Raw genomic sequence first — 19,484 nt, forward strand, 5'->3', positions numbered from 1 at the left:
CTCCCTATATCGCCTTAGCGACTCTCTTAAACTCCTTGATCGGTATGCCTTGCTTGACTGTCTTGCGTCCCTCGATAAAGACCATGTTACCTATGATGGACGTTACCGTTACTTTGTGGTTGCCTAGTTTGTAGCGTTGGCCGGGTTTCATTTACTCTACCTCACTTCGGCTTACTTAAGATTCGATATCTCGTGTCCGTTTGTCCCCGTTCCCAAACCGTCCAAATACATTCCATCGTTGGCGCTCCCCCTTTGGATCCGAAAAGAAAATCTGGTCTCCAGGTGAGTGGCAAAACCCATGCAGGAGGGTATTTGTCAAACAAATCTGCTCGCTTTGCTGCGTGCCAGTACTGAGACTTAAGCAACATCCCCACAATGGGAGCCTCATATATCGCTTTACGGATAAATTCTGCCGATTGTTTAAACGGTGGGTTGGTAATTATGGCATCGCAAGATACTGGTTTCGCCGTCAAGTAATCTACCCCCCCAGTACCATAATCCGTATATCTGATATCTGTGGATATGACCTCATGCCCGTAAGACTCTATTACTTTCGACATGTGACCCTCTCCGCAAGCCGGTTCCCATACAATTAAGTCGCGAGGCAGCTTCAAGAAATCCATCAACGCATGCGTAACTTCTGGTGGAGTTGGGTAATAGTCAAGTTCTCGCCTATCCTTCGCACTCCTATTAGATAATACACTTCCCATGTCCTTTCCTCTCCCCTCACTCACATAATCCGTACTGACTAGAGCAAACGGGTACATCCTCAAATTCAATTGCCTTCACCAGGTCGTATTGTTTGCCGCCATAAGTGGTTTTCGACCATTCAACTACTTCATGGACACCTTCCCCTTGACCGTTGGCAGTGGGGAAAAATGTTGCTCCCTGTCGCTTGCTAGCCTTCTTAACCAGTTCCTCCCATTCAGCGATCCGGGCCACTTCTTCTGGGAATCTACGAGCAATTTCAAACAGTTCTTGTTTACCGCAATTGATGCAGGGCATGCATCCGACGCGCCCCATTCCCATTTTGTAGAGAGGGTTGGGTTTAATGCTGTGCCGTTCGTGCATCTCGAACACGTCCTCTACTGACCATTTGAGCAACGGTCTGTAAATTCGGTATCCTTCTGGGGTATCTTCCCATTCCGTCAACCTAGCTCTGTGAGGACTCTCCTGCGCCCTAACCCCCTGCCAACTTACTACTTCCTTACCGTCCTCCAGCAACGGGATGTAGACTTGTTCCAAAGTGGGGATTATTTTTAGTTCTTGAGTGCAGAATCTTGCTTTTGTCGAAGGAAATCTGCCTTTCCACAAGCACATGTCTAGAAACGGATTTCCTGTAGGGTGAAGCATCTCAAGAGCCTGCTGGATAATTTCTTCTGAAACTCTGTCATTTCTCCATTTCGTCTGAACCACTTCTCGCTTATGGGAGATCTGCTTCGAGAAGTCAGCCTTGACTCGATGGATCGGACCAAGCACTGATTCCAGGTAATCAATATATTCATACGTCATGGGGTGTTCATTTCCGGTATCGCAAAAGACGGGATATACCTCAACACCTAGTTCCTTGACAGCGTATATCCACATGGCTGCACTGTCCTTTCCTCCGGATACAGTCATTACGTTCACCGTTTGTCCCATCCCTTTCTCTCCCCTCTATCCCACCAGCAATTCAACCTCTACTCGTGGATTCTTCTTGTCAACTTCATACCGATGTGTGATATCCCCGATCTGCTTCCACCCATCGTTTTTCATCCGTCCAGACTGCTGCAGCCCATCCAAAATAAACTTTTGCCCAGCTGCTATGTTGTCCTTATCCTTTCGTCTGTCCTTGCAGTACCAAGTTATGATTAGATCGGCTCTGTCGATCTCCGGCAGCCGTTTGGCTATCATAGCGACTAATTGGGTGTTCTGCTCTTTCATGTCTCTGTAGACGCTCCAGTGAGCTTTAGATGCGTCTATCATTTCGTTCATGGTCGGTAAATTTCCGGGGATGATGATTTTATGTTTGGTTGGTGGTTTGTTCTCCACTCTATTCACCTTCCTGGATAGCCTCGGCCTAGTTCATTCTGTATATTTTCTAGTGCATCCTTTAGCCGTTCGTTTTCTTCACTTAGTTGCTCTGCTTCCTCTTTCCATGCTTGTTCGCTGGATATCAAACGCTCTATGTCGTTAGTATGGATCACATATTGATCATTAAAGGGGTCTTCTTCGCAGAACTTCAGATACTTTTGCTCTATCTCTTCCCTTTGTTTATCCGTTAGTTTCATCTTTGTTCTTCCTCCTTCGCCTCTCTTGCCCGTTCCTCGATCCGTTTGATACTATCCCTCTGATCCTGCTCCAGAGGACGTTGATTGATTGGCATGTATCCTAAACCTTTTATGATGTGCCCCATTGTCCTTACTGTGGTTATTGCTTCTTTGCTGGTTTTCGGCCCTCCAAATGGCTTACCATAACTCGTCATCCTATACATTAGTCATCACCACTACATAGACCTAAATCCATAATGGCAAAGTTAAGGTCTAATCTACTCAAGCCTAATTGAGCTGCTAGTAATCCTCGTTTACGGCGATATAGCATGTAATTGGCTAATATATAATCAATTTGCGATTGTGATAAGTTAACGCGATATTTAATTGAATTGATCTTAATAGGTCGTTTTAAGACCACGACATATGGCTTGTCTGTTACCTCGTATACACCACGATCTAATCTCTTGATGAGCCCTTGGTCTAGTAACTTATTGAGCCTTTGTTTAAGTATGTTTTTGCTTTTCATTTTTGGCGCTTTCCCGCTGTTGCTTATGTGGTTGATGATTAACTTATCTCTTGGCGTTACATAGGCTAATTCACCCATCGATTTACCCTCCTTAGATGCGTAATTTTTCTGCTCTCCGGTAGTGTTTATTTTTCAGGTCCAGTGTCCACTTATAATCTGGCGTTGATTTAACTGTGACGTTCGCCATCATTTCAAACTCCAAAATGCCCTCTTCTAATTCTTCCTTACTCATTTCGTTGCCAAATTTCTCTGTGACTTCATACCGTGTCGGGACCTGTCCCGAATACATAAAGGTTTGTTTTAAGTGAGTGTAAACATGCCATCGATTCATGCGCTTTCCCTTCTCTCAAACTCTCGGTAGCTCTCGACTAACCGATCATATTTTTCCATTGCTCGCTTGTAATTCGGATGGTCCTTACCGATCATTTCAATGTACTCAGCGCCCTTTAGGATCCGGTTTAGCATGTTCTTCCTAAAGCACTCTTTCAATTCCTTGTACTTGTCTTCGTAAAAACTAAATACTTCTTCAACCGTTTCTGCCGTGCAAGTGTCCATCATCAGCCGCCGATAATTGATTTCGTCCAACTCCCCGGTTTCAAGAGCAATGCCTAAATGCCTGACGAACATATCCTGAAAGTTGACCATCAACTCATACACCACTTCATCTTGATAAGCTGCTAATCTTTTGGGTTGTGCGGTCATAATAGAGTTCCACCTTTCCGGTTTTTCCGTTTCTTTGCTTGGTAAAATTGACCTCTAAGATTCCTTTTCTGTCCGTATCCGGGTTGTAATAGTCATCCCGGTATAAAAGTGCAATCACATCTGCGCTTGTTTCTATCCCTGTGCTGCCTGATAGGTCTGAGTTAAGTGGTCTCTTGTCCTGTCGCTTTTCCACGTCTCTGACGACTTGTGAGAGCCCCATAACATGGCAGTCGCTTATTTTTGCTGCTTTGCGCAATTTACGACATATACGGGATATCGCGCTACCGCTGTTATCGTTTGTCTCGCCTGGTTCGTGTACGTCCTGGATGTAGTCGACAACAACAAAATCCAGTCCCTGCGTTCGTTTCAACCGCCTCATGTCATCGGATATATAATCAGCCGTTACGCCCCGGGTGTCGTTGATTACCAGCCCCCGTAACTCTTCTTTGCGCTTCATGGCTGTTTCGTAGTGTGTTTTCGCCAATTTCCCCGATTTAAACATTTCAAAATCCACTTGCATTAAGCTGGCTATCATCCGGTAAAACAACTGCTTCCGACCCATCTCCAAGGAGTACATTGCTACTTTGTAACCCGCCTTGTGTAGGCGTAACATAAGCTCGATTACAAAAGCCGTTTTCCCCATGCTGGTTCTAGCACCGATCACCGAAAAGTCAGTTCTTTGAAACCCCATCGTAAATCTGTCTAGTTCGCCTAGTCCGGTCATCATGCCGTAGGCCTTGCTTGGATCATCGGCTATTTCCATGACCTCAGCAGCCCATTCGTCTAGTTCCTGGTCAAAGTCTTTTTCTGTACCTGATTCGGTTGATGACAAGGTGTAAGTTTCCTGCTGCAAGAGTCTTAATGCTTCGTCCGGATCATCGGTTTCAAGCGCCTGCCGGGCTATGTTTTTAATCACGAGACTTAGGTTTTCTTTTTTGATATGGGTTATAAGGTCCGGCAGTCTGCGTTCGCTGAAAAACGATGCCTTTACCTGGTGTAGGGTCTGTATCTGGTATAAGTCGCAACGGGAGGATACCCCTCTAAAGGTCAACCCTTCGCTGTCTGCCACTTCTAAAATCAGGTTATAAAGCCAGCGATACTCTGCAAACATTTCCGGTGTTAGCTGCTGCCGGTACTCATCCAAAAGACTTGGGTCTGAAAGGAACCCCCCTAAAATCTCGGCTCTAGGCTCGTTTCTGCTGGTTTCTAATCCGTTGTTGTTCGTATACTTGCTCAAGGAAATCCCTCTCCTCCTTGGTCGGGACTACGAGTTCTAGATGCGGTCCGGTCTGCGGTTGTCTTTTATTCCTTGGGTAAAAGCTATAAGGGTCATTTTCTGAAAAGAACTTTTCAAAATGATTTCTTTCCAAGAATGTATCTAGTCCCCATTTCGTATCCAGAACATAATTCTCGTTGTGAAGGATTTTTGCATAATTGGTTATCGACTCTAATAACCTGTCTGTTCCGTACTTCTCAATCTTCCATTTGCATTGTTGTTCGATCTGCGGAGTAATCTTGGGATGTTTCTTTAGTCCGCTATTCTTCCAAAACTCGAAAATCACATATATATCTTCTTTAGTTTTGTTTAGTTTAATAATGTGCCCGTTCTGTGCCCCATTCTGTGTGTCGTTCTGTGTCCCGTTTTGAACAATCGGAAGAGTCTGAAGGTCGTCTTGTGCACCCTTTTGTGTGTCGTTCTGTGTCCCTTCTTGTGTCCCGTTCTGTATCCCGTTTTGAACAATCGGGGAATTGAAACTGATTAGTGTATATTTCCCAGCTTCATTAACTTTGTTGGATTTTTGATAGGTAATTCTTCCGTATTCCATTAAGTTAGATCTCCATCTGTCCAACTGCTTTCGGGACAATCCAGCTTTGGCTTGGAGGGTTGAATTAGCTACCGTGAACTCGCTCAGCCATCCGGCTTTGTTGCAAATAGACATGAGAGCGTGCCATAAGGCGATAGCTTCACTTGGCAAGGGGTTTGACTCCAACCAGTCGTAAAATGCGTTTATTTCCTTTATATAGTTCATTTCTGTCCCTCCAATCTCTTGAGCCACTTCCGACCGTCTGCCGTGTTATCTGCCCAATGGTGGCAACTGATGCAAAGGTGGATTAAGTCGTTTACTGTAGTCTTTTTGAGCTTCCAACGTCTTGTGATGTGTGCAGCTTGTACGCCATGTCTTCCGCAGCGTTCACACATGCCGCCTGACCGTGCTTCCAACTGATCCCTAACCTTCTTAGTGACTTCCCCTCGTTGCTTGGCTGTCGGTTTGTGACGCTTGAATTTCGGCTTCGGTACTGGTATCGCCATTATCTCTCCTCCTGGTATCTCAATATGCTTTGCAGGGCACTCAGACGGCTTTTAATGGCTTCCATGGATTCGATAGCCGCTTTGTACTGTCCCTCTGCTAAATCACGTTCAAACTTTAGGTCAGACACGTTTCCACGTGCTATGTCTGCTATTAAGGTGACGCTCATGCCTTCTGCCTTTAACGTCATCATTTCTTGCGCTAGCTTCATCCGGTAGACTCTTTCCGTCTCAGCCTTTACTCGGGCCATCTTGTGTATGACTCGGCTGGCCTGATCTAGCCTTTGTGAGGTTTCGTACATTTCTTGAGTGATGTTTACTAAGTCCATTCAGGCCAGTCCTCCTCAAATATTTCCTTGTAGATTGATTTGACTTCTGGATCTAAAACGGCAGGTCTTCGTATGTAATATCTATTGGTTTCCCCTCGTCTTGAAAAGGGTCTTTCTGTTGCTCCTTCGACTCTAAAAACTCCACATGGTCACCAACCACTTCCACTACGTATACCTTCTGACCATCCTTTTCCCAGCTTCTTTGGGTCAGTCTCCCATCTATCGCCACTCGTTTACCTTTTCCGCTATACTGTGCAGCTGCTTCTGCTGTCTTTTTCCAAAGCACTACTTGGAAGAAATACGTTTTCTTTCGCTCTCCCCATCCTTCATCAACTGCAATCGTCCCCGTTGCAACGGCAGTGCCATCATTCAAATGTCTAAGCTCTAAATCCTTGGTCCATCTACCAGTTAGATTGACTCTGTTCATGTCATGCCCCTTTCTTCTCTATAGCCTGCTGCAGCACATGCTCCATTTGATTGAAACTACGGCCTTTTGACCTCTGATCAGCAACCCATTCTTCAAATCCGTCCAAACTGCCCTTGCCCATCTGATACTTGGCTTTTAAAGCTGCAGGAGGATCATTTTTAATCGTTTTCCCTTGTCCTGTTTCGTTTTCGTTCTGATTGTCTGCCTCTGGATCGTCTCCTGTCGGGATCATAAAGGCTTTCATAAGAGCGTATTTTTGCGCGCCTGTAATCGCCTTGTATACCCCTTTGTCGCCCGCGTCTTGACCTTCTCCAAAAACAGTAAATGCTATGGTTTCGCCCGAATCTCCGTCCATAAATGTGAATTCGATTTCAGCAGTGACGATATATTCGGTTTTGTTGGCATTAGTTTTATGCTCGCGGACTGTATGACTTTTCATATTTGGAATCAGAACTACATTTCTTTTAAATAGTTCTTCTCTCACTTTTTCGTTGACATCGGCTTCAGTGGCGTAGTGATATTTATGGAATTTGTTAAACCCGTTTTTGGGAATGTGCTTGACTTGGCTCATGACCTCAGCAAGCTTGGTGACAAGACTCCGTTCTTTCAAACCATCCACCTCCCTCACCTCACCCTTAATGACTTACCTTGCTTAAGTTCAACGCCTGGGATAGTCAGTCCAGACTTTAGATCCTCTAAGACCATTCTTTTGACCAAAACTGGTTCAGGAGTAACATAATAGGTTTTGGGTATGATGGACTCGTCTACAACCGATACGCTAGCCGGGTTATTTTGTAACCAAGCACTGTGTAATGTGCCCTTTACCTTCTCGAGTCCAGATTTGTTCAAGAGGTCTGTAGTATGTTCTTTCAATCTGTCAATGTTCACCCGAACTGCCGACTTCTTCGACATCATGTTTTTAGCTTCAGTCTCTAGGGCTTTCTCTTGCGCTTCTAGGGATTTAATTACTTTGACTATGTTTTCTACCTTGTCTTCAATAGCGCCCTCCAGGCCGTCCAGCATGGCCTGTAAAGAGGGATTGTCCGGGTCTTGCTCCAGCATGTCCAGCAAGTCTTGATACTGCTCTGTGAGGTCGTATAGTCTCATGCGCTCAGCTCCTCTGCTGCTTTATCAAACTCTGCATTTAAAATTAACTGTTGATCGGGGTATTCAGTGTTAAGGACATATTCCATATCTCCGATGGTGTCCGTTAATTGGGGGAGTTTATTGTCCAGCCATTCGGTAAGGTCTACCATGGCGTATTGCAATTTGCGGTCTTTGATTTCGTCCAACTCACCGACAAGGGACTTAATCTGTTGTAATAGCTGTTGTGCCTGCATCTGTATACCTCCACTTGATAGATTTGATAAATGATGCTAAACTATCAGTAACTGTTTTGTTCGGGGCCCCTTTGCAGAGGGGCTTTTTTATGTCAATTTCTCGCTATTGCAGCATTAGCCCACATGATAGCTTGTTCCAAGTTAGTCAAAGCCAGTGATTTTTCTCTACTGTTTGGACACTTATCATCAATCAGGTATGCAAGTTCCTTCGCTTTTTCACGGATAGCTGTATACTTCTCTGGCTGCCCTTCTTTAGGAGCGTGGTACTTAAAGTTATTTTCGATTTGGGGATTCATCGTATCCCTCCTTTCTCTATGTATTGAGCGCCCGCCGCCGAAGTCGCTAGGGCTTGCCAGCGGACGCTTTGATAATTAGAGTGGGCAAGGATTTGCACCTTGCATGAATCGCCTACCATTCAGCGGGTAGTCTCGGCATCTCCCGTCTATCACGGGCTAGATTAACCACCCTACAGCGTCTACCTATTCCGCCACCACTCTTGATGCGATTTAGCCGCATCGTTGAGGACATAACCCCCGAAACGATGGAGGAGTATATCGGGCTATATCCTCAACGATAGGGCTAAGCCCTACCCAATCTTGCGTACTAATACCGGGATGTCGTTATCTACTGCATCATGCATGCACGCTTTGCAGTGCGGCTGCTTGTCCTCGTAAACCTCGTATTCTGCAAACCCTCCACATCCACAAGTAGTCGAGAAGATGACCTCAAACCTCTCTATGATGTCAGTCACGGGCATTGTCGCCAGCCCCTTTCACGCTAAATAAATAATTTAGGTAATCAATTTCGTCTTTCGCAGCCTTGATAATGGCGCTCCTAAGCGCATCAGACGCATCTATAAAAAAGTAATCATCCTCTGGCTTGTTGGCCCTTAGTTTGATCTCGATCACATCGGCTGTTTTTGCCGACCCAATCCGCTCTTGCAAAGTAGCGATTCGACTTTTTAAAGCTTTATCGTTTGCCATTCTGTACCCTCCTGATATGTCATTTCATTTCCTCCCACTCCCCGCTAATGAGGTTGTCCGGCTTAGATTTAGCCGTTACCTTTGCGTATCGACTCCACATTGACAAACGGATGCGCAATCCGGCAAAAACACCGTAACCCTCGCCTGCCTTGATGCCCCAGCCTGCCTTGATGCCCTCGCCTGCCTCGATGCCCCAGCCTGCCTCGATGCCCTCGCCTGCCTCGATGCCCAAGCCTGCGATCAACCTTTTAACAACGGCTCCTAGCTTAAATACCACTCTGCCAGCAAAGACGATAGACAACTCCGTGCTACTAACATGCTCGTCATACTCCCGCACATCCTCGGTCGGGCCAACTTTACGTATTAGCCACTCCGCCCAGTCCGATCGTCCGGCCTCGCAACATTTGTCCAAGATAGCCTGATACTCGCCGCCATCGGGAAAATGCGTCAGGAAAAACTTGTACCCCTCGCTGCATGGGTCATAGCTCTTTATCTGATCAACTGTTAACAAATCTGTACCTTTCATATTACGTTCGCTCCTTTTTGTGTTATAATTGATTCAACATTATTTTTCTCAGGCCACTTTTTAGTGGTCTCTTTTTTTGTCTTCAAGTAAGCCTGTGATGCAGATAATCAATAGTGATATGATTAAAAACGCTCCTAACAATTGCCAACCTGGATTCATTGATATTCCGCTAAACATCGTTCAACCTCCTAAAAGTTTTAGTAAACCATCAACTCCACAAATTATGGAAAATGCTATAGTCGGTTCATTTGATAGCCTGATCAACTTTGCCAATATGTTGACATCAAACATTTGCTGATCATTTTCTATCTTGCTTACAGCGCTTCTGGACAAGTGGAGCTTTTCTGCTAGTTTTTCCTGGCTCCAGCCCATGTGTGCCCTGTAAGCTCTCATGATTGCACCGCCAAAACTCATATATTATCACCTCCCCCATTGTTCTAATTTCGAACAGACAGGGAATGCTTTTCCGTTGTAAACTATAAGTAAGAACATCCCACACATTCCCCTCGGGCCCGCGAACGTGGCGGGCTCCCCTTACCCCTCAATCATGATGAAATACTTCTTTCTTGGCTTCCTCTTCCGAAATTCCGTTTGATCGGTAAATCTTCACGAAGTTGCGAATATCAATTTCGTGTTCCGATCCAGAAGGTTTTCTATATCTCAAGAGCCGTTTATGTGGTGATCCAATTTCGATAACAGTTCTTTTTAGGGCGCCGCCACCTACTGATCTAAACCATCTAAACCAGTATGTCTCGCCAACTTTGATGTCATCCTCGCTAAACTCCTTGATATTCATTTTTCACTCTCCTTCCTGAGGTGGTATTAATGAAGAAACTTGATATTCGCAAGGTTTGTAAGCAGCTGGGTTTAGACATTAAGAAGTTCCTTAAGCTACTCTCTTCGGGATCCAAGCGTTAATGTACCGGATAACCTCTTTAAGTTCAGTTCTCCTAACGTCCCTATAGCTTCCAACAGCCCACCGATCCTTGATCTCGCGGTGTATCTGACTGAACAACTCTCTTCTAGCCGCCGGATCGGTTTCCAGTTCATACACCCTCCTAGCGATTGCCTTCTGCATTTCTCTTTGCTCGCCGTGGTCAAGCGTGATTTGCTCGTCCACTTTCTTTTCAATCAACTGGATTTTGTCTTCTACCAGGTCTAAACGTTCTTCATGCTCCAGTGCGGTTTTCAGAAGTTCCATCCGAACCTTGCGTTCATCAAGAGCGACAACCTTGTTAGAGTTGAGTTCCTCCCTCATTCGATGAAACTCAGAAATGTATTGCTCTTTGAATTCCATAGCTCTCGGACCGGTATATCCCATTGCCAGAAGTGTGAACCCCTGCTCCGTCATAATGATCTTTGGCATTTTTCGTCCCTGAAGGTTCTCGTAGTGGGAGTCGGCGAAATTGCCGAGTCGAAATTCTTCACTACAACCAAGATCCCGGATATCCCTCATAACTCTTGCATGTTCTTTACCAAATACCTCTGATACCGTCAGACTGTCTGTCACTGGACGATTATTATGGATGAAAACTAATTTGTTCATGATACGCCTCCTTTAGATAGCTTCTTTTTGTTTTACTGCCTGCCTATCCAACCATTCGAAGAAAGCTTCCCTTCCAACTCTCTTGTTTCTACCGATCCTTACTAAAGGGAATCCCTGCCACTCCATCAAGTCATAAGCTTTACTTAGGGAAACCCTCATGATTTGAGCAATGTCCTGAGCATCTAGGATTTCTGGATATGACTCCCTGCTCATTTAACTGACCTCCTCTAAGCCGTTTTTGTGATTTGTTCCGTTTTAGTTAACTCTTCTGGCAAAAAAATATCATCTGGTTTTTTATTAAATACCGCAGCTATTCTAACGGCAAGTTCATAAGACAAACGCCTCTTACCATTTTCAATTTGCCAGTAATAAGGTTTACTTACACCGATCGCATCAGCCACTTCCTGATAAGTTTTCCTCTCGGTTTTACGTATCCTTTTCAAATTCTCTTTAATCATATCCCTTCACCTCTCTTCAGTTAACTTGTGGTTAACTCTATTGTAGTTAACTGATAGTTAATTGTCAATACAAAAATTTCTATTTAGTTAACTTTATTTACGTTAACTTATTGCTAACTTATAATGGTATTAGTTAACTTATAAGGAGTTTTGAAAATGGGGTTTCCAAGCCGATTAAAACAACTTAGAATTTCTCATAAAATGACACAACAAGAACTCGGCAATAAAATTAACGTTACTAAGGTATCAATTTCTGGTTATGAAAAAGGAAACAGACATCCTGATCTTGAGACAATTCAGAAAATAGCGGATGTTTTCCAAGTTTCTGTTGATTTCCTTCTTGACCGAGAAGATGAAGGGAGAGATGATTATCCGACCTGGGCCACTTCTAAAGATAAACGAGACGCAAGGAATTTCCTGGAGCAGCAAGAAGTAATGTTTGATGGTGTGCCTATGAGTGAAGAAGACAGAGCGAAGATTATCGGTTTCATGGAAGCAATGTTTTGGGATGCGAAAAAGAAGAATAAACGAAAACAGACAGAATAAACAGATAGGAGTGCCTGAGCAAATCAAATATTACACTCATTGGAGGGTCCTAATTGCTCATTACTCAGCAGGCAAATAAGCTTGTCCGCAAATTCAAAACGAACTGCCCGTTTGAGTTAGCTTCTTATCTAAACATTGAAGTGTGGTTTTTAGATTTACCAGAGGGATGCCGCGGGTTTTATCTTAAAACTCTGCGGCGCCGATACATAGCGATCAGCACGGCCCTGACCTACATAGAACAACGCTTTGTATGCGCTCATGAATTAGGACATGACCGGCTTCATCCTGGGATGGGATATTATTTCATTGAAGAAAAGACACTGTACCACCCTGGGAAACTGGAAAGACAAGCTAATACCTTCGCAGTCAGACTACTTACAATGAAAATTTCTATGTTGGAATCCGAATCGAAAGAGGAATACTGTATGAGGGTTGGAATACCTAAAGAAATGGCTGCCTATATGTGAGCAATAATAAAGGTGATTGAGGTAAAACTGATGAAAAATTATTGTTATTTATTCTTATCTCTTTTCTTTTTATTTCCGCTTGTAGCGACAATAAAGAAGGGGAACCGACACCTTCAAATAGTCCAGTAATTACCCCATCAAGTTCCCTGGAAGTATCCCAAGTTGATGAAACTGATAAGAATAGAGAAAACGAACCTGTCGCACAAGAAATACCGATCGAAGAACAAAGAAGCTATTATGAAGAAAAACTAAACCGGAAATCGATCACATAATTGAAGAGTTTGATTTTATTTGGGAAACTCTTTGGGTTTTTACATTCCAAGGGGTTACGGATGGTACATTCACAACATCTGAAGCTTGGAAGAAATTAGACACTGCCAAGAAGAGGTACGACCTTATATATAGGCAACTAGGGGAACTGCCGGATGAAAAATTCAATGATGATCTAAAGAAAAGACTAGGATCATTTAGAGTAGAAGTAGAAGATGCCATTGCATTTCGACTTGAAGCAATAAGCAAAGCAAAGAAAATGTTAGATAAAGAAGAATTTCCCGCATCTGAGATGAACGCAACAGAAGAATTGATAAACGATTCAGTGGCGTATTTCACAGAAGGTATAAATTATCTAAATGAATTCAAAGAAGTGTTAGGTTTTGATAAAGAATAGTCTTGAAGCCCTTATTTCGGGCTTTTCTTTTCCACGATTAGTAGAACATATATTCTTATCAACATATTATCCACAGGAGGGGTAAAAGATGAAAGGGACGTTCAGGAAGCGTGGTTCCACATGGTATTATCAAGTCGAGCTTGGACGGGATCCAGAAACGGGAAAGCGAGTGCAGAAAAGCAAAGGAGGATTCAAAACAAAAAAAGAAGCAGAGGCAGCTTGTGCAGACATCATTTCCAAATTTGAAAAAGGTGAATATCATGTTCCAAAGAGAATGACCGTGGAACAATTCCTTAACTTATGGCTTCGGGATTATGCTAAAAGGAAGATGAGAGCATCTAGTTACAGTATAAGGGAGCTTCTGGTCCAAAAGCGTATTGTGCCGGCCATAGGGAACATTGAGTTGGAAAAACTCAATCCGGTAGATATAAACAAATTCTACGGAAAGTTGCAAGATGAGAACCTATCCTCCAGTTATATTCACAGTATTCATTCACTACTTAGGTCGGCTCTGAAAAAAGCCATCCAATGGCAGATTACAAACCGTAATATTATGAATGGTGTTGAGCCTCCCAGATTAGAGAAAACCAAAATACAGACATGGACCATTGAAGAAATTCAGAGGTTTCTGGATGCGAGCAAGGAGAATGTTTGTCATATCGGGTTTGTGTTGGCTGCATTTACCGGAATGCGCCGCGGCGAAGTATTAGGATTACGTTGGAAGGACGTTGATTTAGAAAACAGAAAGCTTACTGTTGCGCAATCAGTATATTGGATACCTGGAGAGGGAGTAATATTTCAGGAACCAAAGACTGAAAACTCAGTTCGTCAAATCGCCCTTTCCGAAAATGTTGTAAAGGAGTTAAAGAAACGAAAGGCAGAACAGGCGCAACATAAGTTGCTGTTAGGTCCAGGATATAAAGATCATGACTTAGTTTGCTGTTGGGAAGATGGGTCCCCAATAAAGCCGAGAAACTTCTTAGAACACTTCGAACGCATGATCAAGGCCGCAGATGTTCCAAAAATCAGATTTCACGATATTCGCCATACTCATGCAACCCTTCTCCTTAAAATGGGGGAAAATATCAAAGTAGTATCCGAACGTCTTGGGCATAGTCGAACATCAACCACGAGCGACATTTACACTCATGTTCTCCCAGACATGCAACAGGGGGCAGCAGATCGGTTTGAGAGTGCTTTTGAAGGCAAGAAAAACACGCTTTAGCACAATAAAGCCTGTCAAAATCCTGTCATTGACCACTAAACTGATTTTTGAGGAGGTCAAAATCTTGGCTAGGAAAAGAAAAAAGCCCTTGATATACAAGGACTTCTTCGGTATGCGGTCGAGAGGACTCGAACCTCCACGGGCGTACGCCCACTACCCCCTCAAGATAGCGTGTCTGCCATTCCACCACGACCGCTCAATATGAAACAACGTCCCTCCATGCTCCCCAAGTGAAGCAATGGTGAGCCATGAAGGACTCGAACCTTCGACACCCTGATTAAAAGTCAGGTGCTCTACCAACTGAGCTAATGGCTCAAAATGGTGACCCGTACGGGATTCGAACCCGTGTTACCGCCGTGAAAGGGCGGTGTCTTAACCGCTTGACCAACGGGCCACAGTGTCTGCCTCTCAAGGCGACAAGTGTTATTATAACGGAAATTCATGTCGTTGACAAGCATTTATTTTTCGATTCCTAAGCCAATGTTTCATTCTATATTTAATCCGATTCTTCGGGTTTCACTGCCAATCCTGTAACTGGCTTAATAATTCAGCTGGTCAATAGTTCGGGAGGTCAATGAGGAGCAACCAACTGCCCGGAAGCCAGCCAACAACAGGTTACAGCAAAATAAAAAACCGCCTGTGCGGTTTTATGGAAAAAAAGATGGCGGAGAGAGAGGGATTCGAACCCTCGCACCACTTACGCAGTCTAACCCCTTAGCAGAGGGTCCCCTTATAGCCACTTGGGTATCTCTCCAAATAAAATGGCTCCCCGAACAGGACTCGAACCTGTGACAACTCGATTAACAGTCGAGTGCTCTACCAACTGAGCTATCAGGGAACGTAAAGTCATATGTAAAGTTTAATTTAACATGAATCCCGTTGATCGTCAAGACTTGCTGGCGGTTTCACTTTTTGTTTTGTATTTTATGAACTCACATCAGATAAAAACCTTTTCTTTACTTTTTCCTTGGATCTTTGTTAGGATAACTATCCACTAATAGTGCCCCGGGCAGCGCCTCGAATAGCGCCCCGAGTATAGTCTCGCGCTGAATCCTAAGAGTAGTTTGTCCCAAAAGCTGCAAAATTACACAGTCTCACACCAAGCACGTGGTCGATCGACCGCCCGTCATGAAGCGCCCGTAATTCCAGTTGTATTTCAAACTTCAGCCTCGGACCCGGCTCGTCTCCTATGCTTACTCCAGAACAAACTATTCCAGAACAAACAGTTCCAATCTCCCTTTGCAACTTCCGCATACAAATTTCGCTGTGTCCATGCGGCGTTTTCGCAAATATTCAGCAGAGCACTGCGTACAACGCAGCAAATACCGGTGCTTTCGCTCACGGGCTTTTTGTTGTCTGGAAGGCAGTGCTTGGCAGTAGCGGCTGCCTCCCACCTGAGCCAGAAGCAGCCTGAAGTCTTGGTCACGATGGCGATAGCCTTTGCCCGTCAAGTGAAGGTGGTAATGGCACAGCTCATGCTTGATGATGCTCTCAACCTCATCTTTGCCGTATGCTTCGTACTGCTTTAGACTAATCTCTATATTATGGGTACCTGTAAAATACCTTCCGCCCGTCGCGCTTAAGCGGGGGTTGAACACAGCCTTATGAACAAAGGGACGCTGAAAATAAACCTCCGAAATCTGTTCCACCCACCGTTGGAGGTCATCGTTATTCATTCTTTTGCCTCCCTTGCTAGTTCTATAAATTTCCAACTTATTTGCATGATTGACGCTTTCGTGCAAGCATCCAGCTTTCCCCTTCGTTGAAGACTGAACCCGTAATAGATCCCCAACTTTTTTCTTCGTTTGAAGGCTCCGTACAAAAGCCCTCAAGGTATTCTATTTCCTCATGTTTCTGGGCTTTATTTCAAGCAGGCTGCAAACCCGCTCCCCTTCTCTCTTGAATTATTACCGCAGTTTGAGCTAAACTGTCAAGTAGACAAGTCTTGAAACCAGGAAAATTGGGGCCAAGCCCGGCACGAAAGATTACATATGGAAGCTTTATCATCCATACATAAGTTAGATAAGCGAGAGGGGAAAGCAGAAGACTATGCCAAAAATGAGATACGGACTGCTGAAGCTAGGAGCAGAATTGGAGTTTGTAGAAATGCCTGCAACTCATATGTACCAGCTTACAGCCTTAAACCGCCGCTTGCATAAAGAAGTGGATAAATTAACGGCAGAGGATAGACCTCAGCTTCCCAAAATGATTGCCGAGTGCGATCAGCTGGAAGTGATCGATAACGCTTGCCCGGTCACCGGAGGCCTTGATTATATTAACCGTTTGGAAAAGGAATTTTCCAGCATTAAAGAGACGGCTTATCCTCTAATTTCGCTTCTGACCGAGATCAGAGCCCTCCAGGCTCAGCTGGAGCAATGGTACGAGGAAGAACTGGATCAAGTTTAACTTTTCATACGCTCGGACCTGCACAAAACGCCCTATTTGCCCATATGGTAAAAGACAGGTGATTTTTCAGCAGGAAGGGGCGGAAGTTATGCCACAGTGGCTAAGCTCGCAGCTTATGAGAGCATTCCAGAGCAAGAACCGCAAGCAGGTTAAACTGCTTAATGATTGCTGGTTTTTTTACCGTACACGACAATATGTCGCTAAAGAACAGCAGCGCTAGCGAACAAGCAATAGCCTGCGGCTTTCATACAGCGAAATCGGCAAAAAGCAGACGACAGCCGTCTGCTTTTTGTTTTTACCCGTCCTTTATTTACCAGTTGCTTATTTTGACCAGTTTGGTCTTACCAGTTTAGTTTTATCGGTTTGGTCTTACCAGTTTAGTTTTACCAGTTGGTTTTATCTGTTTGGTTTTTACCAATTTGGTTTTTTACCAGTTCGTTATTGAAACTCCGCTAACCCAAGGCGCTGCCGCTGTCTTTAGGCGGCTTCATGGTAAGACCCACACGGCCCTTCTTCACATCCACGTTCAACACCCACACCGTTACATTATCTCCTACGGAAACGACATCCATCGGATGTTTGATAAACTTGCTGCTCATCTGCGAGATGTGTACAAGTCCGTCATTCTTCACTCCAATATCGACGAATGCTCCGAAATCAATTACGTTGCGGACAGTCCCCTGAAGCTCCATGCCCGGAGAGAGATCCTCCAGCTTAAGCACATCCGTGCGGAAAATGGGGGGCGGCAGCTCCTCCCGCGGATCTCGTCCCGGACGCAGCAAACTGTCCAGAATGTCCCTTAACGTGGGCACTCCAACTCCAAGCTCGGCCGCGATCGGCTCAACATCCAGCGATTGCAGCTTTCCTTTGAATTCGGCTTGCCCCAGCTGGTTCAACTCCAGGTTTACCGCTGCAAACAGCTTGTCCACCACGTCGTACGACTCAGGATGGATCGGGGTGTTGTCGAGCGGGTAATCGCCATCGCTTATCCGCATAAATCCGACACATTGTTCAAACGTCTTCGCGCCAAGCCGCGGAACTTTTTTCAATTGAGAGCGATTGAGAAATTTGCCGTTCTCTTCACGAAACTTGACTATGTTTTTAGCCAGTGTCGCGTTCACCCCGGCAACATAAGAAAGCAATGACGGAGAAGCCGTATTCAAGTCCACGCCAACATGGTTAACCGCCGACTCAACGACTGCAGACAGGCTTTCCTCCAGCCTTTTCTGGGTAACATCATGCTGATACTGGCCAACGCCAATCGATTTCGGGTCAATCTTAACAAGCTCGGCCAGCGGATCTTGCATCCGGCGGGCAATCGAAATCGCGCTCCGCTCAGCGACATCCAGATCGGGAAATTCCTGCTGAGCCAGCTTGGAAGCCGAATAGACACTCGCACCTGCCTCGCTGACAATAATATATTCAAGATTGCGCTCACGGATTTCACCAATCAGCTCGGCTACGAACTGCTCCGTTTCGCGGGAAGCCGTTCCGTTGCCAATAACGATCAAGGACACCTGATAACGTCCGATTAAATCATGGAAAATTTGCTTGGCTTCCTTCGTTTTATGATGCGGCGCAGTCGGATAAGTAACAGCAATGTCAAGCACTTTGCCGGTTTCGTCCACAACAGCAAGCTTGCAGCCTGTCCGGAAAGCCGGATCTACACCGAGCACGACCTTACCTTTGACAGGCGGCTGAAGCAGCAGATGGCGGAGATTTTCCGAGAAAATCTGGATCGCCTGCTCCTCTGCCTTTTCGGTCAATTGGTTGCGGATTTCTCGCTCTACTGCCGGAGCAATTAATCGCTTATAGGCGTCCTCCACCACTTCCTCAATCACGGGAACCGCGATCGAGCCCCAGCGTTTAATATAGTGGCGGTTCATATAATCGTAAATTTTCTCGGCTTGCACCTCGATCGATACTTTCAGCACCTCTTCGCGTTCACCGCGGTTAATCGCCAGGATGCGGTGGGAAGGCAGCTTATTCACCGGCTCCTGATAGTCATAGTACATTTCATAAACGGATTCCTGATCAGCATCCTTCGCTTTAGTAATCACGGCACCGCGATCCCAGACGTATTTTCTCACCCAGGCACGAATCTTCGGCTCATCCGCCATCATCTCAGCGATAATGTCCTTGGCGCCCTGAAGCGCATCTTCAGCGGAAGCTACTTCCTTCTCTTCATCTATATACCGCGCGGCTTCTGTCAGTACATCCCCTTCACGCGGCTGCGATAAAATCCAGTTTGCAAGCGGCTCCAACCCTTTCTCTTTCGCCACGCTTGCTCTCGTCTTCCTCTTTTGCCGGTAGGGACGGTACAAGTCCTCCACTTCCTGCAGCTTCGTTGCCTGCTCGATCTCAGCCTGAAGCTCTGCGGACAGCTTGCCCTGTTCCTCTATGATGCGAATAACTTCACGCTTACGATCCTCAAGCGATTGCAAATAATGCAGCCGTTCTTCTATCGTTCTTAACGTATCTTCATCCATCTCACCTGTCATTTCTTTACGATAGCGTGCGATAAATGGGATCGTATTGCCTTCATCGAGCAAGCCGACCGTAGTTTTGACCTTGCCAAAAGGCAATGCCAGCTCAGCAGCCAACTGCTTCAGGATCCGCTCCCGGATCATCGCCTTCTCCTTCGCGGCCTGCTCTTGGTCTGCAGCCGCTGCTGCCTCCTGCTCCTGCACCGGCTTAACACTTTCCTTCATCCCGTTCGTCATTAATCTGCCCACCCTCTTCTGCTGTTCTACCAATACGGCTTGCGTTCCATAAC

31 protein-coding genes and 5 tRNA genes are annotated in these 19,484 nt (G+C 45.2%); 5 read left to right on the top strand and 31 right to left on the bottom strand.

Annotation, left to right across the window (positions count from 1 at the left end; genetic code table 11):
- Positions 1–4 precede the first annotated feature (4 nt).
- The 24 genes from PSHG_RS30725 to PSHG_RS19425 form a co-directional block, all read right to left on the bottom strand.
- Positions 5–151, bottom strand: a complete 147-nt coding sequence (locus PSHG_RS30725; protein WP_157213477.1) for a hypothetical protein — start codon at positions 149–151, stop codon at positions 5–7.
- A 575-nt stretch (positions 152–726) separates the two neighbouring features.
- Positions 727–1,641, bottom strand: a complete 915-nt coding sequence (locus PSHG_RS19305; protein ID WP_010276485.1) for a phosphoadenosine phosphosulfate reductase domain-containing protein — start codon at positions 1,639–1,641, stop codon at positions 727–729.
- 15 nt (positions 1,642–1,656) lie between these two features.
- Positions 1,657–2,031, bottom strand: a complete 375-nt coding sequence (locus PSHG_RS19310) for a RusA family crossover junction endodeoxyribonuclease (RefSeq protein ID WP_010276490.1) — start codon at positions 2,029–2,031, stop codon at positions 1,657–1,659.
- 5 nt (positions 2,032–2,036) lie between these two features.
- Positions 2,037–2,270 (bottom strand): hypothetical protein, encoded by a 234-nt coding sequence (locus PSHG_RS19315; RefSeq protein ID WP_010276494.1) that lies wholly within the window; start codon positions 2,268–2,270, stop codon positions 2,037–2,039.
- A gap of 202 nt (positions 2,271–2,472) precedes the next feature.
- A complete protein-coding gene (locus tag PSHG_RS19325) occupies positions 2,473–2,856 on the bottom strand; it encodes a hypothetical protein (RefSeq protein WP_010276502.1) in 384 nt (127 codons plus the stop codon).
- Positions 2,857–2,869: 13 nt separating this feature from the next.
- Positions 2,870–3,109 (bottom strand): hypothetical protein, encoded by a 240-nt coding sequence (locus PSHG_RS28345; protein ID WP_010276506.1) that lies wholly within the window; start codon positions 3,107–3,109, stop codon positions 2,870–2,872.
- On the bottom strand, positions 3,106–3,480 hold the full coding sequence (locus PSHG_RS19335) for a hypothetical protein (RefSeq protein ID WP_010276508.1): 375 nt from the start codon (positions 3,478–3,480) through the stop codon (positions 3,106–3,108). The genes PSHG_RS28345 and PSHG_RS19335 overlap by 4 nt, the downstream gene beginning before the upstream one ends.
- Entirely contained in the window at positions 3,440–4,717 is a 1,278-nt protein-coding gene (locus PSHG_RS19340) for a replicative DNA helicase (protein ID WP_010276510.1), read from the bottom strand. Before PSHG_RS19340 ends, PSHG_RS19335 begins: the two co-directional genes overlap by 41 nt.
- Positions 4,665–5,510 (bottom strand): helix-turn-helix domain-containing protein, encoded by an 846-nt coding sequence (locus tag PSHG_RS29545; protein WP_010276513.1) that lies wholly within the window; start codon positions 5,508–5,510, stop codon positions 4,665–4,667. The genes PSHG_RS19340 and PSHG_RS29545 overlap by 53 nt, the downstream gene beginning before the upstream one ends.
- A complete protein-coding gene (locus tag PSHG_RS19350) occupies positions 5,507–5,791 on the bottom strand; it encodes an HNH endonuclease (RefSeq protein WP_010276516.1) in 285 nt (94 codons plus the stop codon). Before PSHG_RS19350 ends, PSHG_RS29545 begins: the two co-directional genes overlap by 4 nt.
- Positions 5,791–6,117: a hypothetical protein gene (locus PSHG_RS19355; protein WP_010276520.1), complete on the bottom strand. Its 327-nt coding sequence runs from the start codon at positions 6,115–6,117 to the stop codon at positions 5,791–5,793. Before PSHG_RS19355 ends, PSHG_RS19350 begins: the two co-directional genes overlap by 1 nt.
- Positions 6,118–6,169: 52 nt before the next feature.
- Complete coding sequence (locus PSHG_RS19360) at positions 6,170–6,544, bottom strand: single-stranded DNA-binding protein (RefSeq protein WP_010276523.1); 375 nt, start codon at positions 6,542–6,544, stop codon at positions 6,170–6,172.
- Position 6,545: 1 nt separating this feature from the next.
- Positions 6,546–7,172, bottom strand: a complete 627-nt coding sequence (locus PSHG_RS19365) for an ERF family protein (RefSeq protein ID WP_316244850.1) — start codon at positions 7,170–7,172, stop codon at positions 6,546–6,548.
- Positions 7,169–7,651, bottom strand: coding sequence for a siphovirus Gp157 family protein (locus PSHG_RS19370; RefSeq protein ID WP_010276531.1), 483 nt, complete (start codon positions 7,649–7,651; stop codon positions 7,169–7,171). The genes PSHG_RS19365 and PSHG_RS19370 overlap by 4 nt, the downstream gene beginning before the upstream one ends.
- Positions 7,648–7,884: a hypothetical protein gene (locus PSHG_RS19375; protein ID WP_010276535.1), complete on the bottom strand. Its 237-nt coding sequence runs from the start codon at positions 7,882–7,884 to the stop codon at positions 7,648–7,650. Before PSHG_RS19375 ends, PSHG_RS19370 begins: the two co-directional genes overlap by 4 nt.
- A gap of 92 nt (positions 7,885–7,976) precedes the next feature.
- Positions 7,977–8,180, bottom strand: coding sequence for an Acb2/Tad1 domain-containing protein (locus PSHG_RS19380; protein WP_010276538.1), 204 nt, complete (start codon positions 8,178–8,180; stop codon positions 7,977–7,979).
- 290 nt (positions 8,181–8,470) lie between these two features.
- Positions 8,471–8,641, bottom strand: coding sequence for a hypothetical protein (locus PSHG_RS31045; protein ID WP_162830538.1), 171 nt, complete (start codon positions 8,639–8,641; stop codon positions 8,471–8,473).
- The gene (locus tag PSHG_RS19390; protein WP_010276541.1) at positions 8,628–8,867 is read right to left on the bottom strand and encodes a hypothetical protein; all 240 of its coding nucleotides are present in this window, start codon (positions 8,865–8,867) and stop codon (positions 8,628–8,630) included. Before PSHG_RS19390 ends, PSHG_RS31045 begins: the two co-directional genes overlap by 14 nt.
- Before the next feature lie 19 nt (positions 8,868–8,886).
- Positions 8,887–9,393, bottom strand: coding sequence for a hypothetical protein (locus tag PSHG_RS31590; protein ID WP_010276544.1), 507 nt, complete (start codon positions 9,391–9,393; stop codon positions 8,887–8,889).
- Between the two features lie 180 nt (positions 9,394–9,573).
- Positions 9,574–9,807 (bottom strand): helix-turn-helix domain-containing protein, encoded by a 234-nt coding sequence (locus tag PSHG_RS19405; protein WP_010276546.1) that lies wholly within the window; start codon positions 9,805–9,807, stop codon positions 9,574–9,576.
- Between the two features lie 127 nt (positions 9,808–9,934).
- Positions 9,935–10,189 carry a hypothetical protein gene (locus PSHG_RS19410; RefSeq protein ID WP_010276549.1) on the bottom strand — a complete coding sequence of 85 codons (255 nt, stop codon included), beginning with the start codon at positions 10,187–10,189 and terminating at the stop codon, positions 9,935–9,937.
- A gap of 90 nt (positions 10,190–10,279) precedes the next feature.
- On the bottom strand, positions 10,280–10,939 hold the full coding sequence (locus tag PSHG_RS19415) for a Rha family transcriptional regulator (RefSeq protein ID WP_010276551.1): 660 nt from the start codon (positions 10,937–10,939) through the stop codon (positions 10,280–10,282).
- 12 nt (positions 10,940–10,951) lie between these two features.
- Positions 10,952–11,152, bottom strand: coding sequence for a helix-turn-helix domain-containing protein (locus tag PSHG_RS19420; protein ID WP_010276556.1), 201 nt, complete (start codon positions 11,150–11,152; stop codon positions 10,952–10,954).
- A gap of 14 nt (positions 11,153–11,166) precedes the next feature.
- Positions 11,167–11,397, bottom strand: coding sequence for a helix-turn-helix transcriptional regulator (locus PSHG_RS19425; RefSeq protein ID WP_010276559.1), 231 nt, complete (start codon positions 11,395–11,397; stop codon positions 11,167–11,169).
- 156 nt (positions 11,398–11,553) lie between these two features.
- On the opposite strand from PSHG_RS19425, the gene PSHG_RS19430 reads away from it, so the two are divergent.
- The 3 genes from PSHG_RS19430 to PSHG_RS19445 all read left to right on the top strand — a co-directional run bounded on the left by PSHG_RS19430 (position 11,554) and on the right by PSHG_RS19445 (position 14,302).
- Positions 11,554–11,943, top strand: a complete 390-nt coding sequence (locus PSHG_RS19430; protein WP_010276561.1) for a helix-turn-helix domain-containing protein — start codon at positions 11,554–11,556, stop codon at positions 11,941–11,943.
- 53 nt (positions 11,944–11,996) lie between these two features.
- Positions 11,997–12,410, top strand: a complete 414-nt coding sequence (locus PSHG_RS19435; RefSeq protein WP_010276563.1) for an ImmA/IrrE family metallo-endopeptidase — start codon at positions 11,997–11,999, stop codon at positions 12,408–12,410.
- A 755-nt stretch (positions 12,411–13,165) separates the two neighbouring features.
- Positions 13,166–14,302 (top strand): site-specific integrase, encoded by a 1,137-nt coding sequence (locus tag PSHG_RS19445; protein WP_010276566.1) that lies wholly within the window; start codon positions 13,166–13,168, stop codon positions 14,300–14,302.
- A gap of 113 nt (positions 14,303–14,415) precedes the next feature.
- On the opposite strand, the gene PSHG_RS19450 is transcribed toward PSHG_RS19445, so the two are convergent.
- The 6 genes from PSHG_RS19450 to PSHG_RS19475 form a co-directional block, all read right to left on the bottom strand.
- Positions 14,416–14,498 (bottom strand) — tRNA-Leu (locus PSHG_RS19450).
- A 43-nt stretch (positions 14,499–14,541) separates the two neighbouring features.
- A tRNA-Lys gene (locus tag PSHG_RS19455) sits at positions 14,542–14,617 on the bottom strand.
- Positions 14,618–14,621: 4 nt separating this feature from the next.
- Positions 14,622–14,696 (bottom strand) — tRNA-Glu (locus PSHG_RS19460).
- Positions 14,697–14,964: 268 nt separating this feature from the next.
- Positions 14,965–15,056: transfer RNA gene (locus tag PSHG_RS19465), tRNA-Ser, on the bottom strand.
- An 8-nt stretch (positions 15,057–15,064) separates the two neighbouring features.
- Positions 15,065–15,140: transfer RNA gene (locus tag PSHG_RS19470), tRNA-Asn, on the bottom strand.
- Positions 15,141–15,510: 370 nt separating this feature from the next.
- Positions 15,511–15,978, bottom strand: coding sequence for a SprT family protein (locus PSHG_RS19475; RefSeq protein WP_010276570.1), 468 nt, complete (start codon positions 15,976–15,978; stop codon positions 15,511–15,513).
- Positions 15,979–16,351: 373 nt separating this feature from the next.
- On the opposite strand from PSHG_RS19475, the gene PSHG_RS19480 reads away from it, so the two are divergent.
- Both PSHG_RS19480 and cmpA read left to right on the top strand, forming a co-directional pair.
- Positions 16,352–16,708, top strand: coding sequence for a hypothetical protein (locus PSHG_RS19480; protein ID WP_010276573.1), 357 nt, complete (start codon positions 16,352–16,354; stop codon positions 16,706–16,708).
- 88 nt (positions 16,709–16,796) lie between these two features.
- Complete coding sequence (gene cmpA, locus PSHG_RS30300; protein ID WP_085980220.1) at positions 16,797–16,928, top strand: cortex morphogenetic protein CmpA; 132 nt, start codon at positions 16,797–16,799, stop codon at positions 16,926–16,928.
- 232 nt (positions 16,929–17,160) lie between these two features.
- Here the strand turns inward: cmpA and PSHG_RS19490 are convergent, their stop codons facing one another.
- Complete coding sequence (locus PSHG_RS19490) at positions 17,161–19,338, bottom strand: Tex family protein (protein WP_042122485.1); 2,178 nt, start codon at positions 19,336–19,338, stop codon at positions 17,161–17,163.
- Between the last annotated feature and the right edge of the window lie 146 nt (positions 19,339–19,484).

It is taken from the genome of Paenibacillus senegalensis JC66, assembly GCF_000285515.1.
Taxonomy (GTDB): Bacteria; Bacillota; Bacilli; order Paenibacillales; family NBRC-103111; genus Paenibacillus_L; species Paenibacillus_L senegalensis.

Excerpts from the sequence above, each read along its gene's own strand:
- PSHG_RS19350 (WP_010276516.1), bottom strand. The coding sequence starts at position 5,791 with ATGGCGATACCAGTACCGAAGCCGAAATTCAAGCGTCACAAACCGACA.
- PSHG_RS19370 (WP_010276531.1), bottom strand. The coding sequence starts at position 7,651 with ATGAGACTATACGACCTCACAGAGCAGTATCAAGACTTGCTGGACATG.
- PSHG_RS30725 (WP_157213477.1), bottom strand. The coding sequence starts at position 151 with ATGAAACCCGGCCAACGCTACAAACTAGGCAACCACAAAGTAACGGTA.
- PSHG_RS19405 (WP_010276546.1), bottom strand. The coding sequence starts at position 9,807 with ATGAGTTTTGGCGGTGCAATCATGAGAGCTTACAGGGCACACATGGGC.
- PSHG_RS31590 (WP_010276544.1), bottom strand. The coding sequence starts at position 9,393 with ATGAAAGGTACAGATTTGTTAACAGTTGATCAGATAAAGAGCTATGAC.
- PSHG_RS19375 (WP_010276535.1), bottom strand. The coding sequence starts at position 7,884 with ATGCAGGCACAACAGCTATTACAACAGATTAAGTCCCTTGTCGGTGAG.
- PSHG_RS19315 (WP_010276494.1), bottom strand. The coding sequence starts at position 2,270 with ATGAAACTAACGGATAAACAAAGGGAAGAGATAGAGCAAAAGTATCTG.
- PSHG_RS19445 (WP_010276566.1), top strand. The coding sequence starts at position 13,166 with ATGAAAGGGACGTTCAGGAAGCGTGGTTCCACATGGTATTATCAAGTC.
- PSHG_RS19410 (WP_010276549.1), bottom strand. The coding sequence starts at position 10,189 with ATGAATATCAAGGAGTTTAGCGAGGATGACATCAAAGTTGGCGAGACA.
- PSHG_RS19380 (WP_010276538.1), bottom strand. The coding sequence starts at position 8,180 with ATGAATCCCCAAATCGAAAATAACTTTAAGTACCACGCTCCTAAAGAA.
- PSHG_RS19360 (WP_010276523.1), bottom strand. The coding sequence starts at position 6,544 with ATGAACAGAGTCAATCTAACTGGTAGATGGACCAAGGATTTAGAGCTT.
- PSHG_RS19425 (WP_010276559.1), bottom strand. The coding sequence starts at position 11,397 with ATGATTAAAGAGAATTTGAAAAGGATACGTAAAACCGAGAGGAAAACT.
- PSHG_RS19415 (WP_010276551.1), bottom strand. The coding sequence starts at position 10,939 with ATGAACAAATTAGTTTTCATCCATAATAATCGTCCAGTGACAGACAGT.
- PSHG_RS19480 (WP_010276573.1), top strand. The coding sequence starts at position 16,352 with ATGCCAAAAATGAGATACGGACTGCTGAAGCTAGGAGCAGAATTGGAG.
- PSHG_RS19420 (WP_010276556.1), bottom strand. The coding sequence starts at position 11,152 with ATGAGCAGGGAGTCATATCCAGAAATCCTAGATGCTCAGGACATTGCT.
- PSHG_RS19325 (WP_010276502.1), bottom strand. The coding sequence starts at position 2,856 with ATGGGTGAATTAGCCTATGTAACGCCAAGAGATAAGTTAATCATCAAC.
- PSHG_RS19355 (WP_010276520.1), bottom strand. The coding sequence starts at position 6,117 with ATGGACTTAGTAAACATCACTCAAGAAATGTACGAAACCTCACAAAGG.
- PSHG_RS29545 (WP_010276513.1), bottom strand. The coding sequence starts at position 5,510 with ATGAACTATATAAAGGAAATAAACGCATTTTACGACTGGTTGGAGTCA.
- PSHG_RS19305 (WP_010276485.1), bottom strand. The coding sequence starts at position 1,641 with ATGGGACAAACGGTGAACGTAATGACTGTATCCGGAGGAAAGGACAGT.
- PSHG_RS28345 (WP_010276506.1), bottom strand. The coding sequence starts at position 3,109 with ATGAATCGATGGCATGTTTACACTCACTTAAAACAAACCTTTATGTAT.
- PSHG_RS19475 (WP_010276570.1), bottom strand. The coding sequence starts at position 15,978 with ATGAATAACGATGACCTCCAACGGTGGGTGGAACAGATTTCGGAGGTT.
- PSHG_RS19335 (WP_010276508.1), bottom strand. The coding sequence starts at position 3,480 with ATGACCGCACAACCCAAAAGATTAGCAGCTTATCAAGATGAAGTGGTG.
- PSHG_RS19430 (WP_010276561.1), top strand. The coding sequence starts at position 11,554 with ATGGGGTTTCCAAGCCGATTAAAACAACTTAGAATTTCTCATAAAATG.
- PSHG_RS19390 (WP_010276541.1), bottom strand. The coding sequence starts at position 8,867 with ATGGCAAACGATAAAGCTTTAAAAAGTCGAATCGCTACTTTGCAAGAG.
- cmpA (WP_085980220.1), top strand. The coding sequence starts at position 16,797 with ATGCCACAGTGGCTAAGCTCGCAGCTTATGAGAGCATTCCAGAGCAAG.
- PSHG_RS19490 (WP_042122485.1), bottom strand. The coding sequence starts at position 19,338 with ATGATCCGGGAGCGGATCCTGAAGCAGTTGGCTGCTGAGCTGGCATTG.
- PSHG_RS31045 (WP_162830538.1), bottom strand. The coding sequence starts at position 8,641 with ATGCCCGTGACTGACATCATAGAGAGGTTTGAGGTCATCTTCTCGACT.